Origin of the sequence: Microbacterium sp. CFH 31415 (assembly GCF_022538185.1) — a bacterium.
GTDB lineage: Bacteria > Actinomycetota > Actinomycetes > Actinomycetales > Microbacteriaceae > Microbacterium.
This window is the reverse complement of record NZ_JAKYXC010000008.1, coordinates 139,645-157,210: the sequence shown is the minus strand read 5'-3', so window position 1 is coordinate 157,210 and position 17,566 is coordinate 139,645. Positions and strand designations below refer to the sequence as shown.

At 69.5% G+C, this 17,566-nt stretch carries 10 protein-coding genes; 4 read left to right on the top strand and 6 right to left on the bottom strand.

The window, feature by feature from the left end; all coding sequences use genetic code 11:
* Positions 1-90: 90 nt before the first annotated feature.
* The 4 genes from MK786_RS10600 to MK786_RS10585 form a co-directional block, all read right to left on the bottom strand.
* Positions 91-2,031 carry a glycoside hydrolase family 127 protein gene (locus MK786_RS10600; RefSeq protein WP_241112199.1) on the bottom strand — a complete coding sequence of 647 codons (1,941 nt, stop codon included), beginning with the start codon at positions 2,029-2,031 and terminating at the stop codon, positions 91-93.
* Positions 2,028-2,858: a carbohydrate ABC transporter permease gene (locus MK786_RS10595; protein WP_241112226.1), complete on the bottom strand. Its 831-nt coding sequence runs from the start codon at positions 2,856-2,858 to the stop codon at positions 2,028-2,030. Before MK786_RS10595 ends, MK786_RS10600 begins: the two co-directional genes overlap by 4 nt.
* Positions 2,859-2,925: 67 nt before the next feature.
* A complete protein-coding gene (locus MK786_RS10590; protein ID WP_241112198.1) occupies positions 2,926-3,837 on the bottom strand; it encodes a carbohydrate ABC transporter permease in 912 nt (303 codons plus the stop codon).
* 126 nt (positions 3,838-3,963) lie between these two features.
* The gene (locus MK786_RS10585; RefSeq protein ID WP_241112197.1) at positions 3,964-5,262 is read right to left on the bottom strand and encodes a sugar ABC transporter substrate-binding protein; all 1,299 of its coding nucleotides are present in this window, start codon (positions 5,260-5,262) and stop codon (positions 3,964-3,966) included.
* A 174-nt stretch (positions 5,263-5,436) separates the two neighbouring features.
* Here MK786_RS10585 and MK786_RS10580 point away from each other — a divergent pair, with 174 nt between their 5' ends.
* The gene (locus tag MK786_RS10580; protein WP_241112196.1) at positions 5,437-6,462 is read left to right on the top strand and encodes a LacI family DNA-binding transcriptional regulator; all 1,026 of its coding nucleotides are present in this window, start codon (positions 5,437-5,439) and stop codon (positions 6,460-6,462) included.
* 159 nt (positions 6,463-6,621) lie between these two features.
* Here the strand turns inward: MK786_RS10580 and MK786_RS10575 are convergent, their stop codons facing one another.
* Positions 6,622-7,185 carry a DUF1992 domain-containing protein gene (locus tag MK786_RS10575; protein ID WP_241112195.1) on the bottom strand — a complete coding sequence of 188 codons (564 nt, stop codon included), beginning with the start codon at positions 7,183-7,185 and terminating at the stop codon, positions 6,622-6,624.
* Positions 7,186-7,261: 76 nt separating this feature from the next.
* A complete protein-coding gene (locus MK786_RS10570) occupies positions 7,262-8,110 on the bottom strand; it encodes an NAD(P)-dependent oxidoreductase (protein WP_241112194.1) in 849 nt (282 codons plus the stop codon).
* 169 nt (positions 8,111-8,279) lie between these two features.
* Between MK786_RS10570 and MK786_RS10565 the strand changes: the two genes are divergently transcribed.
* From MK786_RS10565 to MK786_RS10555, 3 genes are all read left to right on the top strand, one after another.
* The gene (locus MK786_RS10565; RefSeq protein WP_241112193.1) at positions 8,280-12,998 is read left to right on the top strand and encodes an Ig-like domain-containing protein; all 4,719 of its coding nucleotides are present in this window, start codon (positions 8,280-8,282) and stop codon (positions 12,996-12,998) included.
* A 195-nt stretch (positions 12,999-13,193) separates the two neighbouring features.
* Positions 13,194-15,503 carry a glycoside hydrolase family 127 protein gene (locus MK786_RS10560; protein WP_241112192.1) on the top strand — a complete coding sequence of 770 codons (2,310 nt, stop codon included), beginning with the start codon at positions 13,194-13,196 and terminating at the stop codon, positions 15,501-15,503.
* Positions 15,504-15,528: 25 nt separating this feature from the next.
* Positions 15,529-17,520, top strand: a complete 1,992-nt coding sequence (locus MK786_RS10555) for an OmpL47-type beta-barrel domain-containing protein (RefSeq protein ID WP_241112191.1) — start codon at positions 15,529-15,531, stop codon at positions 17,518-17,520.
* Positions 17,521-17,566 lie beyond the last annotated feature (46 nt).

Below are 17,566 nucleotides of genomic sequence, written 5' to 3'. Positions count from 1 at the left end.
CCGCCTTGGTCCGCGTGGGCCAGGTAGATACACATCCGGGATGGTGCCCCCAGTCTACCCGGGGGCACCTGGCCGGAGTCTGGACGCGCCTCAGGCCTGCTGCGGGATCCAGACGCGCATGGTCGACGGGCCGCGCTCCGCCCACTCGTGGTACGGCACGAGCGGCACCTCGGCGATGGACGCCGCGCCGCCGTCATCGGCCTGGTGCTCGCCGTACGGCCAGCGCGCGTCGTCCAGCGGCAGCCGCGAGACGGCGATCCACACCCGACCGTCGCGCTCGAACGGCTCGCTGCCAGGCACCATCGCGACGCATCCCACGTCGTCGACGCCCGCGGGGGCGAGGTCCACCGACTCGAGGGCGAGCACCTCGGGACCGCGCTCCACCGCGACGCACCCGCGCACGGCGTCGATGCGGCTGTCCGGCAGCGACACGCGCGGTGCCATCGGAAGGTCGAGCTGCACGACATCGCCGGCACGGAAGGCGTGCCGGATCTCGATCATGCCGGGGTCGACCGTGCGCTGCTGCACGAAGTCGGTCGTCACGACACGCAGCGTCGCACCCGACGCCCACGCGGGCACGCGCAGGCTGAGGGTCCACGGCTCGCTCGCGTCCGACGTGTGCGTGACGACCACACGGCCATCGGCCGGGTACTGCGTTTCGACGTCCAACGACACCACGCGGCCGTCGTCGAGTGTGGTCGTGACCGTGGCAGGCGCGTACTGCTGCAGCTGGATGCCGTCGGAGTCGGCCGTCGCGATGTACGAGTCCAGGCTGGCCAGCGTGCGCGCCACGTTCGGCGGGCAGCACGACACCTCGAACCAGGGTGCGCGCAACGACGAGGAAGCGCGCGGCGACGTGCCGTCGGGGTCGGCCGGCACTCCGGGCACCCTCTGGTGCAGCGTGTTGGCGTAATAGAACGCGCGGCCGTCCGGCGCGGGCGAGGTGGCGACGACGTTGAAGAGCGTGCGCTCGATCACGTCGGCATGGCGCGGGTCGGCCCCTGCCAGCAGCAGGCGCCACGAGAACATGATCGACCCGATGCCCGCGCACGTCTCGGAGTAGGCGCGGTCGGGCGGCAGCTCCCAGTCGTCGCCGAAGGCCTCGTCCTGATGGTGCGACCCCTGACCGCCGGTGATGTACGTGCGCCGGGCGATCGTGCGCTCCCACTGCTTGCGGAGGGCCTTGAGCAGCTCGCCGTCCCCGGTGTCGACGGCCACGTCTACGGCACCCGAGGCGAGGTAGTTCGCGCGCACCGCGTGGCCGCGAAGCACCTTCGCATCGCGCACGGCGATGTCGTCCTGGAAGTACTTGCGCCCCCACTCGATGTCGCGCAGCGTGCCGCGCCCGTGGCGCTCGACGAAGATGCGCGCCTGTGCCAGGTAGCGGCGATCGCCGGTCACGCGCGACAGCTCGGCAAGTCCGACCTCGATCTCGGCGTGGCCGCAGATCGCGTCGCGACCGTCCGGGCCGAACGTCGCGCACACCAGGTCGGCGGCGCGGCGGGCGATGCCGAGCAGTCCGTCGTCGGCACCCGGCCGGGTCCGCTCGCGGGCGACGGCCGCCTGGAACAGGTGCCCGAGGCAGTACAGCTCGTGGCCCCACTCGAGGTCGGACCAGCGGGGGCGCTGCCCGGGCCGCCCGAACATCGTGTTGAGGTACCCGTCTTCCTCCTGCGCCGCGGCGACCCGCGCCACCACCGCGCGGAAGCGCTGCTCGAGCTCGTCGTCGTCGGTGCGGCCGATCTCCCACGCGAGGGCCTCGAGGTACTTGTAGGTCTCCGAGTCGGAGAACTCTCGGCCCCGGCGTCCTGCGGGCAGCCCGCCCGAAACGGCGAGGTCGAAGTTGGGCAGCCAGCCCTCGGACTCCAGTCGCCCGCCGATGTGCTCGAGCGTGTTGCGGCCGTTGACGGCTTGGCGGTCGCCCCAGAACCCGCCGGTGATGCGGACGTCGCCCAGCCCGAGAGGCCGGAGCCGCCCGCGGCCGGGAACGACGGGCGCCTGAGGCGCCGGGGTGATGGTGTGCATGGTCATCCCTTGAACGCTCCCGACATGAATCCGCGGACGTAGTGCCGCTGCAGGACGAGGAACAGCACGATGCAGGGGAGCGCGAGGACCACGACCCCGGCCTCGGTCGCGCCGTAGTCGATCACGCCCATCACCTGGCCCCGGAGGTTCGCGACGGCGAGCGGCAGCGTCATGCGGTTCGTGTCGTTGATGAGGATCAGCGGCGCGATGAAGTCGTTCCAGGCCGTGAGGAAGGCGAACAGCCCGACCGTGATGAGGCCCGGCTTGACCGCCGGCAGCAGTACGCGCCAGAGCGCGGTGAAGCTGTTGCAGCCGTCCACGAGGGCCGCTTCGTCCAGCTCCTTGGGGATGGACTCGAAGGAGATGCGCATCATGAACATCGAGAACGGCAGCTGGAACATGGTGAGCACGAGCGCGACGCCCAGCAGCGAGTTGTTCAGGCCGACGGCGTTGAGGATCACGTACAGCGGGATCAGCAGGGTCGCGTACGGAACCATCAGGATCGCCAGCACCAGCAGGAACAGCAGGTTCTTGCCGGGGAACTGGAACCGCGCGAACGCATACCCGCCGAGGAACGAGATGACGAGGGTGAGCAGCACCGTGGTGAGCGAGACGAACAGCGAGTTGCCGAGGTACACCCAGACTCCGGCCTGGAAGTTGGCCAGCGACACGTAGTTGCCGAAGCCCCACCCGTCGGTCTGCGCCGAGCCCGCCTGCGGGCTGAACGACGAGACGGTCGTCCACACCAGCGGGTAGAGGAAGATGATCGCGAGCGCCCCAGTGAAGACGGCATACGGGATGCCCCACACGAGGCGCGTCTTCCGTCGCGTCATCCGGGGTGCGCCCCTCAGCCGCGGCGCGACGATGGTGCGGGTCGAGGTCGTGTCGGTGAGGGTCACGTCACTCCTCCTCGGGTCGGTTGAACGCGCGCAGCTGCACGACGTTGATGACGATCAGGGCCAGCAGCACGATCACCGAGAGCGCCGCGGCGATCCCGAGGTTGTTCTGGCCCTGGAAGGCGATGTTGTAGATCAGCTGGACGATCGTCATGGTGCTGTTGTCCGGCCCGCCCTTGGTGAGGATGTAGAACTGGTCGAACGCCAGGAGCGAACCGGTCACGCAGAGCACGATCGTCAGCGCGAACGTGGGGCGCAGCAGCGGCACGGTGATGTGCCGGAAGGTCTGCCAGCGCGAGGCGCCGTCGATGCGCGCCGCCTCGAAGACGTCATCGGGGATGCCCTGGAGCCCGACGAGCATGAGCAGCATGTAGAAGCCGGCGTACCGCCACACGATCAGGAACACGGTCGACCAGAGCGCGCCCTCCGGCGTGCCGAGGAACGTGAAGCCCCACGTCTGCATGAGATCGGCGAACGGGCCCGCGAACGGCGAGTAGAGCACGTAGAAGAGGAGGGATGCCGAGGCGAGGCCGAGAGCGCTGGGGATGAGGAACGACGTCCGCAGGAACCCCTTCCAGGCGGTCGACTCCTGAACCAGAAGTGCCAGGCCGAGACCCAGCCCGATGAGGAGCACCGTCGTGATGAGCGTGTACTGGAGTGTGAAGCGGATCGAGTCCCAGAAGAGACGGTGGTCCACCGCGTCGACGTAGTTCTCGGGGAGGTTCCAGCCGAGGTTGCCGCGTAGCAGCGGCCAGTCGGATCCCGACATCTGCAGGACGAGCAGGAGGGGGATCAGGAACAGCGCCACGACGAAGAGGGCTGTGGGTGCCGCGTACAGCCAGCCCTGGACAGGGCCGCCCAGCGGGCTCCGCGGCCGCGCGCGGCGGAGAGTACGTGCGGTGGTGGTGAGGGCCACGACATCGCTCCTTGGGGGAAAGGAGCCGGGGGGGTGGGGGGGGGGGCCTGGCCCCCCAATCCGCGGGGGGGGGTCCCGCCGGGGGGGGGGGGGCGCCCCCCGCCCCCCCCCCCGCCGGCGAGTGGGTTACTGGCTGAGGATCGCGGTGATCTCGTCGTTGTCGGCGTCGACGGCCGCGCCGTCTCCGAGGACGGCGTTGCGCACCAGTGTGATCCACGGGCTGCCGGGCGCGTTGTACGCCTGCTGGAAGTTCAGCGCGACCGGGGTGTCGCCCATCGCCGCGACCTCGTTGATCGTCACGAGACGCGGGTCTTCCGCCGCGTACTCGTTGTCGGCGAGGTCGGAGCGGGAGACCGCGTTGCCTGCCTTCGCCAGCACCTGGACCTGGGTCTCCTCCGACATCATCCAGGAGAGGAAGTTCCACGCCTGGGCCGACAGCTTCGAGTCCTTCGAGATGCCGATGCCGTCGCCGCCGACGAACGTCGACTCGCCGCCGTCGACGCCCGGAATGCCCGCGACGCCCGCGTCGAAGTCGAGGGCCGGGAGGAGCGTGGCGGGGTAGGGCATGACGCCGACCTTGCCCTCCTGGAAGCCGGCGACCCACGTGGCGCCGGTCTCGTCGGCCGAACCGGGCGCGACCGCGCCGTACGACTCGAGGTCCTGCCAGGTCGAGTAGACCTCCTTGGCCGTGTCGCTGGCGAGCAGCGCCTCGGTGCCGTCGTCGTTCATGACCTCGTCGCCCGATGCCCAGATCGAGGGGAACCACGTGAAGACGAGGCATCCGCCGCAGTTCAGACCGGTGGAGGTCCCCGACACGCCGTCCTTGCCCAGGTCCTGGACCGCCTTGGCGGCGTCGGCGAACTCCGCGAGGGAGGCGGGGGCCTTCTCGGGGTCGAGGCCCGCCTCGGCGAACAGCTCCTTGTTCCACATCAGCATCGACAGATCGAGGACGAACGGCAGCACGTGCTCGGCGCCTTCGTAGGTGCCGGCGCTCAGGTGGCCCTGGTTGATGGTGTCCTTGTAGTCGAGGCCGTCGATCTGCTCGGTGATGTCGGCGAACAGGCCCTGCTGCACCCAGTTGGGCACGTACACGATGTCGGCGGCGAACAGGTCGGGCAGTCCGCCCGAGCCGGCGGCCGCGCCGACCTTCGCGACGTAGTCGTCGTTGGGGACCACGGTCAGCTCGACCTGGTTCTCGTGCGAGGCGTTGTAGGCGTCGACGAGCAGGTTCGCCTGTGCTTCCATCGGAGCACGCGTCCACAGCGTCAGCGTCGAGCCGTCATCCACGCCCTCGGCGGGGATCGACTCGGCGGGAGTGGGGGTGTCGCTGCCGCCGGCGCAAGCGGTGAGGCCTCCGACGAGGGCTCCCGCAGCGACGAAGGCCGTGGCTGCACGCAGTGCGGCACGGCGTCGGGTGGTGAACATGCAACTGTCTCCTTTAGCTCTTCTTCGAGCGGATGACGCCGGCCCAGGCCGGCACCGCTGCGTTGGTGGGGAGTGAGAATCGAAATCTACGAAATCCCTTTCGGCACGCTATCGTGTGTTCTGTCGGAGGGTCAAGTACCCCCTCCGATAACGTTTCCGCAGAAGGAGGTCGACGTGACAACGAGTGACACCGGGTCGCGCGCCGCGACCCTCAGTGACGTGGCCAAGCGTGCGGGAGTCTCCGTCGCAACGGCCTCGAAAGCGCTGAACAACCGCGACGATGTCGCCGTCGCCACGCGGCAGCGCGTGCTGCGCGCGGCCGATGAGCTCGCCTTCACCCCGAACGCCATGGCCAAGGGCCTCCTCGCAGGACGCACCGGCACCGTCGGCCTCCTCACGAGTGACCTCGAGGGCCGCTTCATGATCCCGATCCTGATGGGTGCCGAAGACGCTTTCGGGGCGGGGCAGATCAACGTCTTCCTCTGCGACGCCCGCGGTGACGCGATCCGCGAGCAGCACCACCTCAAGGCTCTGCTCAGTCGCCGGGTCGATGGGATCATCGTCGTCGGCCGGCAGACCGACCCTCGGCCGTCGCTCGGTCAGGAGCTGCCGGTTCCCGTCGTCTACGCCTACGCGCCGTCCGACGATCCGCGCGACCTCTCCCTCACTCCCGACAACTACTCCGGCGGCAGGCTCGCCGTCGAGCACCTCCTCGCGTGCGGTCGCACCCGCATCGCCCACATCACCGGCGACCCCGCCTACGCCGCCGCGCAGGATCGCCTGGCCGGCGCCCGAGCAGGACTCGAGGCCGCCGGGCTGTCGCTCGTGGGCGAGCCGATGTTCTCGGAGTGGACCGAGCACTGGGGGAGGGATGCCGCGGCCATGCTGCTCGAGCGTCATCCCGACGTCGACGCGATCTTCTGCGGCTCGGACCAGATCGCGCGCGGCGTGCTCGACACGGCGCGCGACCTCGGCCGCCGGGTGCCCGACGACCTCGCCGTCATCGGGTACGACAACTGGGAGGTGCTGTCGACGAACTCGCGCCCCGAGCTCACCAGCATCGACGCGAACCTGCAGATGCTCGGACGTCAGGCGGCGCAGCGTGTGTTCGACGCGATCGACGGCGTCGACATCGGCAGCGGCGAGCATCACTCGCCGGTGCGCCTGGTCATCCGCGGCTCGACCATCCCGCGGCGCTGAGCGCCCCGGCGGCCCCGGCGCTGAGCCCCCGGTGCACACCGCCCGGCGGCGCACAGAATCGGAGACTTTGCCCGACACACCGGAGGGGGAGCTCGCCGAACGGCGTGTCGGCCGGAATCTCCGACGTTGCGTCGCCGAAAGGGAAGGGCGCAGGCTGCGTCAGCGGCCCCTCGGGCGCCAGAGACGCCGGCGGGTCTCGGGCGGCGGGGACGCAGCATCCATCTCCTCCGCCCTCGTCTCGCGTCGCGTCCTCCACGCCGCCACTTCATCGTCGACCTCTCGCGTCGAGGTCACCACCGGCGGGCCTCCGAGCAGCTGCCGCCGCGCCTCGATGACACGGCGGTTGAAGTCCTCGACCGCGTCGCGCACCTCGGACTCGCTCCGCAGCAGGTCGAGGCGGTCCTCGAGTTCGGCGTCCTCCACGCGCAGCATGAGCGCGGGCGGGCCCAGCCCACTGAGCTGCTCGGACTCGATCTTGCGGCGGATCCACCAGTCCGGGTCGTGGTTATCGCCCAGACCGGGGATCGGCTTGCCCGCGCCGGGGAGGTCGTCGAAGTCGCCCCGGCGGATCGCCTGCTGCAGCGCGGTCTCGACGTAGGCGGCCCGATCGATGGCGCGCGCCGCGGACGCGCGCTCCTCGTCGGGGTGGGCGGCGGCGTCCGCATCCTCCGACTGTCGCTCCTGGCGGTAGCGGGCGGCGGCCACCCGGGGATCTTCGGTCATCGCGCGCCTCCGGGTCTCCTTTCGAGCCTACGACGGCACGGGAGCAGGCGGGCGGGGGAGACCCGGGGTCGCGACGTCAGCCGACGTGGTCGCGCCAGGAGTGCCGCGGCTCGTAGCCGAGCAGGCGCCGGGCCTTCGCGATCGACAGGAGGGTGTCGTGTTCGCCCACGTCGCCGGTCACCTCGACGCCCGGGAAGACCTCGGCGATGAGCTCGGCGTTGGGCCGGGACATGACCGTGTCGGCGGCCGCGATGATGAACTGGTCGAACCCGGCCGGAGCGACCTCGAGCGCGCGCTGCACCGCCTGCGCGCCGTCCCGCGCGTCGATGTAGCCCCACAGATTCCATTTGCGCAGGAGCGCGTCGGAGTCGAACGAGGGGAACTCGGCATAGTCCTCGGGCACCATCACGTTCGAGAAGCGCAGCCCGGTGATCGAGAGGTCGGGATGCCACCGGACGAGCTCCACCGCGAGCTGCTCCTCGAGCGTCTTGACGAGCGAGTACACCGACTCGGGACGCGGCGGGTACGCCTCGTCGACCGGGATGTAGGGCGGCGGAACGTCGAAGGGGAGCCCCTGGACGGTCTCGCTCGATGCGTAGACGATGCGACGGATGCCGAGACGCACGGCCGCCCAGAACACGTTGAACGTCGCCGTCATGTTGTTGTGGAAGGTGGCGATGTCGGAGCGGATGCCGGGGGCCGGGATCGCACCGAGGTGGACCACGGCGTCGATGCCGTCGTGGCGGTCGCCCACGCCGCCGAACGCGTCGATCACCTGGCCGTAGTCGGTGAGGTCGACCTGGACGAACGACGGGCCCCGCGTACCGACGAGATCCATGCCGATGACGTCGTATCCGGCTTCGCGGAGTTCGCTGGCGACGACGGTTCCGAGCTTGCCGGTCGAGCCGGTGAGAGCGATGCGCATGCGTCCAGCATTGCAGTCCTCGCGACGGTCTGGCCCGTTTCGAAATCATCGAAAAGGATTGCGGAATCGCACCACGGCTGATTTACTGTGGCCCGACTCGCGGAAACGCGGAATCCCGTCCTGGTGCGACCTGCCGAGTCACCTGGTTCCCCAATGGAGAGGATGGGCGATGTCGCCTGTGAACTGGAGAAGATCCGTAGCCGGAGCGGCGATATGCGCCCTCACGGTCACCACGATGGCGCTGGCGCCGACGGCCGCTTCGGCAGACGTCATCCCCGGCAACGAGTCCGACATCGGGGTGTACACGAACGGGCAGACCGACTCGATGGACATCGGCGACCCGACGTATCTGAACGTCGACGAGGTCGCTCAGAAGCTGGCTCCGGGCGTCGACTGGACGGCCGGCAGCATGCACGGCCGCATCTTCGACAAGGACCTCGCCGCCGGAGGTGCCGACTACTACCTCGACCGCGTCCTCGGGGTGTCGGGCACGGCGAACAACACCGTGCTGCAGACGCGCGGCCGCTCGCTGTACATGCGCGGCGGCAGCAACTGGGGCGTCATGGGCTTCGCGGGTTCGGCGTTCGCCGGCGGCCCGAACAACCTCGGCAACTTCTACACCGTCGCCGTTCCCGGCCAGACGGTCGCCGAGGTCGGCGCCCAGCGGTTCAATGCGCCGAGCCATGCGAAGTCGCGCTACACGATCGGCTCCACGGGCGTGGTCGCCGACCAGCGGAAGTTCATCACGCACGAGAACGCGGCGGTCACGGTCATCACGTTCTCGAACCCGGGCGCCGAGGCACGGACGTTCACCGTCCGCGCGGCTTCGCCGCTGGCGACCGGCGCGGGGGACGCGGCCGACGAGCTCGTCGGCACACGCACGCTCACCAGCGGCGCGAACAACGGACTGGTCGACACGCCCTGGTCCACCGTGCGGATCGGGCTGAAGGCAGACGGCTTCGCACGCGCGGGCGCGAACCTCGACCGCGAGGTCACCGTTCCTGCGGGCGGCTCGGTCGACATCTCGGTCGTCGGCGCCCTCTACAGCGACGGCATGCCCGCCGGCCGCGAGGAGCTCGAGGAGTACGCGGACCTCGCACCCGCCGAGGCGTTCACAACCGGCGTGACGGAGTTCAACCGCCGCTGGGCAGAGGACATCCCCTACATCGACGTCCCCAGCGACGCGATCGAGAAAGCCATCGTCTACCGCTGGTGGGGCGAGCGCTACAACGTGCTCGACACCAACGAGGCGGGCTACGTGTACCAGTACCCCACCACCATCGAGGGCGTGAACCTGTACCAGAACTCGGTCGTGCTGACGCAGCCGATGCACCTGCAGGACACCAAGTGGATCCGCACGCCGTACCTCCCGTACGGTCAGATCCTCAACGTCGGCGAACTCTCGGGCTCCTCGGCGTTCCTGGACAGCCCCGGGCACACGAGCTGGAACAACCACTACTCGCAGTACATCGGCACGGCAGGGCTCGAGGCCTACAACGTGCACGGCGGCGGCGCCGATGTGGCCGAGCGATTCGCCCGCTACTTCGAGGGCGACGGCGTGGGCCAGCTCGAGCACTACGACGGCAACGACGATCTGCTCATCGCCTACGACACGAACTACATGCCCGGCAACGACTCCGATGCGATCACGTTCGGCTACCCGCGGGTGAACGCCTCCGCGCCCGGTGCCCGCACGATCGAGCGCCCCGAGTCCGCCTACGTGTGGGGTGCGTTCGACGCCGCGCGTCAGCTCTACGACATCGCCGGCGCCGACGAGGCGAAGGTCACCGAGATGGGCGACACCGCGGACGACATCCGCGACGCCATCCTCGGACGGCTGTGGAGCACCGAGATGCGGTCGTTCCTCGCGGGCACTTCGCACGGGGCGCAGTCGGCTCCGTCCTCGGGCAGCGGGACCAATCCGCTGTCGGCGGCTGAGCGCGATCTGATCCCGGCGAAGGAGTCGAACCTGTTCGACATCTACGCCGAGGGCCTGATCCCGACCGAGGACGCCGAGACCTACGTCGACGGCCTGCGGTTCCTCCGCTACGGCGACAACTTCCCGATCTTCCCCTTCTACACGGCGAACCAGTACGACCGCGCCAAGTTCGGGATCGGCGGGTCGAACAACTTCTCCAACATCAACTTCACGGTGCAGTACCGGGCCGTGCGAGAGGCGCTGCGCCACTACGACCCGGAGGGCAAGTACATCACCCCCGAGTACGCTGCCCGGCTGCTCGACTGGATGGCGTGGAGCATCTACCCCAGCGGTGATGCGCGGGTGGCGAACCAGGCGGAGTACTACTCCAACTGGAACGCGACGGCGAAGACGTACAACCGCAACAACCCCAACCACGTGATGCTCGGCAACATGAACTACATCTACGTCGAGGACATGGGCGGCATCCAGCCGCGGTCCGACGACAAGGTGGAGCTCTGGCCGATCGATCTGGGCTACGACCACTTCATGGTCAACAACCTGCGCTACCACGGGCACGACCTGACGATCGTGTGGGACGAGGACGGCTCGCACTACGGTCTCGGCGAGGGTTACAGCCTGTTCATCGACGGCGAGCGCAAGGCTGCCGCTGATGGTCTCGGCCGGTTCGTCTACGACCCCGCCTCCCACGAGGTCGTGGAGTCCGACGAGGGGCTCACTGTCGAGGTCGTCTCCGACGAGGGCGCCGACCTGCCGACCGCTGCCGGGACCCCCATCGAGGACGAGCGTGTCGTCGAGTACCTCAAGACGGCCGGCATCGACCTCGAGGAGGACGCCCCCAACCTCGCCGCCGGCGCGGCGCTGTCGTCATCGTTCACGCAGACGGGGGCGCGCCCGACGCCGTGGCGCAACTTCCACACGCCGGGCTACTCGACGAGCTCGATGAACTACACGCCGGGCGCGATCAGCGAGGCCGAGCGGCCCGTGTCGCTCGACGCGGTGTCGGACGGTCTCACCACGAACGAGCCCTACTGGGGCAACTACGGCACGACGGACGCGAACGGCTACGTGGAGCTCGACTTCGGAGCGCCGAAGCAGTTCGACAACGTCAAGGTCTGGTTCGTGAGCGACCGGCAGGCGGGCGGCTACAGCCAGCCGCAGCGGTACTCGGTCCAGGTGCAGAACGGATCGGGCGATTGGGAGACCATCCCCGACACGTTCAAGGCGCCCAAGATCGTGCAGGCGAAGTTCAACGAGGCGCTGTTCGAGCCGGTGACGGCCAGCAAGGTGCGGGTCGCGTTCGTCAACACGCCCACGAAGTACACCGCGATCTCCGAGATCCAGGTCTTCGACTCCGGGCGCGACGTGCCCGCCGTGGTCAACGACGCTCCCGTCGTCTCGGCCGCAGCGGACCGCTCGCGCGACGGCAACCTGTCGACGACCCTCACCGGCACCGCGACCGACGACGGCATCCCCGAGGACGGCACGCTGACGGTCGGATGGTCGACCGTCTCGGCGCCGGCCGGGGCGGGGGTCATCTTCAGCAGCCCGGCGAGCCTCACCACGACCGTCACGGGAACCGAGGCAGGCGTCTACGTCTTCCGCCTCACCGCCACGGACGGCCAGCTCACGACGCAGCGCGACGTGGAGGTCGAGCTGCGCGAGAAGGCCACGTCGGCCGAGTTCGGCGCGGTGGCGACGATCACCACCAGCGGCACCTCCTCGTGGGAGAACCACCTGCGCGTGAACGAGGCCACGACTCCGGCGAGCTCCTCGCCCGGTGCGGGCAACGGGTGGGGCAACTGGGGTCAGCCGCTGAACGGCACCTCGCCGGCGACCGCGGCGTGGATCCGCTATCAGTGGCCGTCCGCGGTCCGTCTGCAGTCGACCGAGATCTACTGGTACGACGACAACGGCGGAACACGGATGCCGCGCCCCGACACGTACGTGCTCGAGCACTCGAACGACGGCACCACGTGGACGCCGGTCACCCTGACCGGGTCGTCGACCTACGCCGGCGCGCTCACACGCAACGCATACAACCGACTCGACTTCGAGCCGATCGAGGCGAGCCAGCTGCGCATCCGGATCACGGGCGTGCAGGGCTCCGGCGCAGGCACGGGCGTGCTGCGGTGGCGGGTGAACGGCGAGACCGTCTCGTCGGTCGACGCGCCCGTCATCATCCGCACGGTGGTCGGCGAGATCCCCGAGCTGCCCGAGCAGCTGGATGTGGTCTACGCGAGCGGCCACCGCGGCTCGGTGCCGTTCACGTGGCAGCCGATCACGGCCGAGCAGGTGGCCGAGACCAACGTGGAGCCGTTCGTCGTGTACGGCACGAACAGTGCCAACGGGCTGATCGCCCAGGCGCAGATCTACGTGCGGCCCGAGAACTCGCAGGGCGGCATCTCGATCCAGGGTGCGCAGCAGTTCGAGCAGACCGTCGAGGTCGGCGAGCTGCCCGTGCTCCCGGAGCGGGTCGAGGTGTCGTACAACGACGGCTCTCGCGACAACCGCGCGATCGGGGTCGAGTGGGACTTCGACGAGTCGGTGGTCGAGCGATCGGGCGTCTACACGATCCGAGGTGACCTCGTGCTTCCGTCGTACGTGAGCACCGCGGGCACCACGTCGACCACGCTCACCCTCACCGTGGGTGACGGGATTCCGACCGGACCGGCCATCACCGCGACGGCGACGACGCGCTGCATCGCCGGCAAGATCAGCCTGGTGGTCACCGCCACCAACGCCGACGACGAGCCGCTCACGCTGGAGCTGACCTCGGCGTACGGCACGAAGAAGGGCGTCACGGTGCAGCCCGGAAAGTCGGTGAGCCAGGCGTTCACCACCCGCGCCATCGGCATCGCGGCAGGCGAGACGCAGGTGACGGCCACGACGGCGGGTGGCGACACCGCCACCGTGGAGGCGGCCTACCCGGCAGCATCCTGCGGTTGACGCGACACCCTGGAGGCGGCGTCGCTCGCGACGTCGCCTCCGGGCGTGCGCACCGGATGTGCGCACCCCCGTGCGGGTTGGCAAGCCTGCCTCGACTCGCCATTGTTCTCGCTAACTGTTAGCGCTATCGTCGAACGTGATGCTCCCGAAAGGCTTTTCGCATCACTTCGATCCGTGTACGAGGAGGTCACGATCATGACACCCGAATCCGAATCTGGAATCTCGCGTCGCAACGTCGTCGTCGGTGGAGGTGTCGCGCTCGCCGGCATGGCCGCCGCCGTGGCATTGCTCGACCCGACGCAGGCACGCGCGTCCACGTCCGCACACAGGAACGGGGCCCCCTTCCGCCTGGCCGGACCGGCCCGATCGGCACAGGTGGTGCGCGCCGGGCAGACGCACGTGTACCCGGACGCCTGGAGCGTCCGACCCTTTCCGCTGTCATCGGTGAAGCTCGGGCAGAGCGTGTTCACCCGCGCCCTCGATCAGCACCTCGTGCTCTACCGGGCGTACTCGGTCGACAAGATCCTCGCGGTCTTCCGCCGCAACGCCGGTCTCCCGACGAACGGCGCGACCCCTCCCGGCGGCTGGGAGGAGTACGGACCCAACCCCGACGCGCAGCGGTGGGGGCCCCGTGAGTACACCCGCGGCCAGAACACGGCCGGAGCCGGCGGCTGCCTGCGCGGCCACTACGGCGGTCACTTCCTCAGCGGCGTCTCCATGGCCTACGCGGCGACCGGCGAACTCGCACTGCTCAACAAGGTGAACGCGATCGTCGACGGCCTGGAGGAGTGCCGCGCGGCGCTCGCCGCCCAGGAGTTCGAGGGCGCTCCGCGCTACTCGCACCCCGGGTTCCTGTCCGCCTACGGCGAGTGGCAGTTCTCGGCGCTCGAGGAGTTCGCCCCCTATGGCGAGATCTGGGCTCCGTACTACACGCTGCACAAGATCCTCGCCGGACTCCTCGACGCCCACGCGCTCGCCGGCAACGCGAAGGCCCTGCAGCTCGCCGAGGGCATCGGGCACTGGGTGTACAGCCGTCTGTCGAAGTGCACGCCCGCCCAGCTCGCGCGCATGTGGGGCTCGTACATCGCCGGCGAGTACGGCGGAATGAACGAGGTCCTCGTCGAGCTGTACTGGCGCTCCGCCGACCCGCAGAAGAGCGAGTTCCTCGACGCGGCCCAGCTCTTCACGCTGCACACCCTCGTCGACGCGTGCGCCGCCGGCACCGACACGCTCAACGGCAAGCACGCGAACCAGCACATCCCGCAGTTCCCCGGGTACGTGAAGCTCGCCGCCGAGACCGGCGACGACCACTTCCTCGATGCCGCGAAGGGCTTCTTCGACATGGTGGTCCCCGGCCGCTCCTACGCGCACGGCGGCACCGGCGAGGGCGAGCTGTGGGGCCCGGCGAACACGGTCGCGGGCGACATCGGCCCGCGCAACGCCGAGTCCTGTGCGGCCTACAACATGCTCAAGGTCGCGAGCCACCTGTTCTTCAACGAGCAGGACCCGAAGTACATGGACTACTACGAGCGGACGGTGCTGAACCACATCCTCGGCGGCCGGCGCAACCAGGAGTCCACCAACGGTCCCGAGAACCTGTACATGTTCCCGGTGCATCCGGGGGCGCGCAAGGAGTACGGCAACGGCAACATCGGAACCTGCTGCGGCGGCACCGGCCTCGAGAGCCACGTCAAGTACCAGGAGGGTATCTACTTCCGGTCGGCCGACGAGTCCGAGCTCTATGTGAACCTCTACATCGCTTCAACGCTCACGTGGGACGAGACCGGACTCGAGCTGGAGCAGGTGTCGTCGTACCCCGAGGGCGACACGTCGACGCTCACGATCACGTCGGCGCCGTCGGATCCGCTGAAGGTGCACCTGCGCATCCCGGTGTGGTCGCGCGGTGTCGAGATCGAGGTGAACGGCTCCTCCGCGGGCGTGGAGATCGTGCCCGGCACGTACGCCACGATCGACCGCACCTGGGTGGCCGGCGACACGATCACCGTGCGCATCCCGCTCTCGGTGCGCGTGGAGGCGGCGGTCGACCGCACCGACATCCAGACGCTCTTGTACGGTCCCGTGGTCCTCACGGCGACGAGCTCGTCAACGAGCTACCTGAAGGTGTCGCTCGCAGACCGGCTCGACCTCGGCGGCAACGTGAGCCGTGGCATCTCGAAGACGGCGGCGAACGTGTTCACGATCGGCGGCGTCAGCTACGAGCCGGCCTACAACGGACGGGATGTCGCGTACCACATGTACTTCCAGCGCAACGAGCCGACGGTGACCTTCGCGGGCCAGAGCTCGGGGGTCGCGAACCCGCGTCGGGCGGGCAGGACGCTGCTCGACGACGTGTGGGCGCAGGCGCCGTTCGCCGATCGGGGCGCCTTCCTGGGCGCCGTCGGAGAGGTGTCGGCGGCGTACGTCGCCGCCGGTCTCCTCACCGCGCGCAACCGCCAGAAGATCCTCCTCGCCGCAGGACGTGCGCCGATCGACGGGGGCAACTGACATGACGACGATCGAAGGGACATCCATGCGCACGCTCCGCTCCGGCCGCACCGGTCGCCCCGGTGTCAGGAGGATCGCGGTCGCGGTGGCAGCCGCCGTGGCGCTCGTCGCCGGCGGTGCGGCGATCGCGTTCCCCGCGACCGCCGCTGACGAGCCGTTCAACGTGGCGCTCGCGTCGGGCGACAACGCGCCGACCGTCGAGGTGAGCTACGTGCCGGGCTGGAACTCGGCAGCGGCGCTCAACAACGGCGTCGTCGGTCCGACCAACACGCTGTCCGCGATGTGGGGAACCTGGGGCGCGCCGGGCAATCCGACGCAGGACATCGCCACCTACACGTGGGAGAACCCGGTCACGGTGAGCTCGTCGAAGCTCTACCTCTGGCAGAACCACCTCACGCCCGGCGGTGACTCCGGCGTGATGATCCCGGCCGCGTGGAAGGTCGAGTACCGCGACAGCGCGGGCGACTGGGCCCCCGTTACAGGCGCGGATCTGAGCTACCCGCTCCCCGTGCTCGACACCGCTGCACCCATCGCCTCGCAGCCGGTGGTGCAGGCGAACTGGGACGCAGTCACCACGACAGCGGTCCGGCTCGTGCTCGACCGTGTCGTCTTCCAGAGCCAGCGCAAGGCCACGAGCGTCATCGAGTGGGAGGTCTGGGGTGTCGATGCCCCGATCGTCGAGCCCGAGCCCGAGGATCCGAACGCGTTCATCGACGCGCAGGCGGTGGCCGTGCGCACGGTCACGGGCACAGCGCCCGAGCTGCCCGAGCAGGTCTGGGTCATCGGTGAGAACGGCCCGCTGACGTACGTCGACGTAGAGTGGGCGCCGGTCGCGGCATCCGCCTACGCCGACGCCGGCGAATTCGAGGTCGTGGGCGATCCCGCGGGCTACGACGGCCAGACCGTCTCGGCCGCGGTGTACGTCGCCGACGAGCTGTCCGACGAGATCGAAGGCGTGGACTACACCGCCACCATCACGACGCCGGGCATCGAGCCCGTGCTGCCCGAGACGGTGCGCGCGACCTACGGCGACGGCACCGCGAGCAGCGCTGTCGACGTCGAGTGGGATGCCGTCGAGCCCGAGCTCTACGCCGAGGCCGACGCGATCTTCGACATCGAGGGCGCGGTCGCCGGCTACGCTCCCGGCGCGGTCGCGACCGTGTTCGTCGTCGAGCCGCTCACCCAGGCCGAGCCGATCGTCGCCATCGAGTTCGACTCCGCCCCGCAGGGGTCGGGCTGGTACACGACCGCGCCGACCGTCACCGTGACCGCCGAGGAGACGGCCAGCCCGATCGCGAGCATCGAGTACAGCGTCGACGGTGAGACCTGGACGCCGTACGACGAGCCGTTCACCGTGGATGCCGAGGGTGAGGTCACGGTGAGCGCCCGGGCGACGAGCGAGGACGACGCGGTGGGCGAGGCATCCGAGACCATCAAGGTCGACACGATCGCCCCGACCACCGGCATCGACTGGGTCATCGTCGACGGCACGTCCGCCACGGTCACCCTCACGCCGTCCGACGTCGAGCCGGGATCGGGCGTCACACGCACCGTCTGGTCGGACGGCCCCGATGCCTCGCCGACCGGCGAGACGAACAATATGTACGCCACGTACGAAGAGCCCTTCTCGGTCCAGCTCACCGAGGAGCCGCGCTACGTGCACGTGCAGGCGCAGGATGCCGCGGGCAACGTCGAGCAGCACGTCACGGTCGAGCTGCCCACGCTCGTCGGCGGCGGTCTCGAGCTGCAGCCCTCGATCTCGCTGCGCTGCGTCGCGGGCAAGGTGGCCCTCGTCGTCTCGGTGAAGAACATCGACGACGTCGCGGCCGACATCACGGTGCAGTCGGTGTACGGGACGAAGACCTTCACCGCGGTGAAGGCCGGCGGCACCGCGTCGATCGCGTTCTCGACCCGCACCGTCGGCATCGGCGGGGGCGACGTCGAGGTGACCGGTTCGGCCGTCGACGACACCACGTACGAGGGGAGCGTCGCCTACGCGGCTTTCAGCTGCGGCTGATCGCCTCCCGGAGCGGCCCGCGGTCTTCGGATCGCGGGCCGTTCTG

Excerpts from the sequence above, each read along its gene's own strand:
- MK786_RS10600 (WP_241112199.1), bottom strand. The coding sequence starts at position 2,031 with ATGACCATGCACACCATCACCCCGGCGCCTCAGGCGCCCGTCGTTCCC.
- MK786_RS10595 (WP_241112226.1), bottom strand. The coding sequence starts at position 2,858 with ATGACGCGACGGAAGACGCGCCTCGTGTGGGGCATCCCGTATGCCGTC.
- MK786_RS10585 (WP_241112197.1), bottom strand. The coding sequence starts at position 5,262 with ATGTTCACCACCCGACGCCGTGCCGCACTGCGTGCAGCCACGGCCTTC.
- MK786_RS10575 (WP_241112195.1), bottom strand. The coding sequence starts at position 7,185 with ATGACCGAAGATCCCCGGGTGGCCGCCGCCCGCTACCGCCAGGAGCGA.
- MK786_RS10570 (WP_241112194.1), bottom strand. The coding sequence starts at position 8,110 with ATGCGCATCGCTCTCACCGGCTCGACCGGCAAGCTCGGAACCGTCGTC.
- MK786_RS10565 (WP_241112193.1), top strand. The coding sequence starts at position 8,280 with ATGTCGCCTGTGAACTGGAGAAGATCCGTAGCCGGAGCGGCGATATGC.
- MK786_RS10560 (WP_241112192.1), top strand. The coding sequence starts at position 13,194 with ATGACACCCGAATCCGAATCTGGAATCTCGCGTCGCAACGTCGTCGTC.
- MK786_RS10555 (WP_241112191.1), top strand. The coding sequence starts at position 15,529 with ATGCGCACGCTCCGCTCCGGCCGCACCGGTCGCCCCGGTGTCAGGAGG.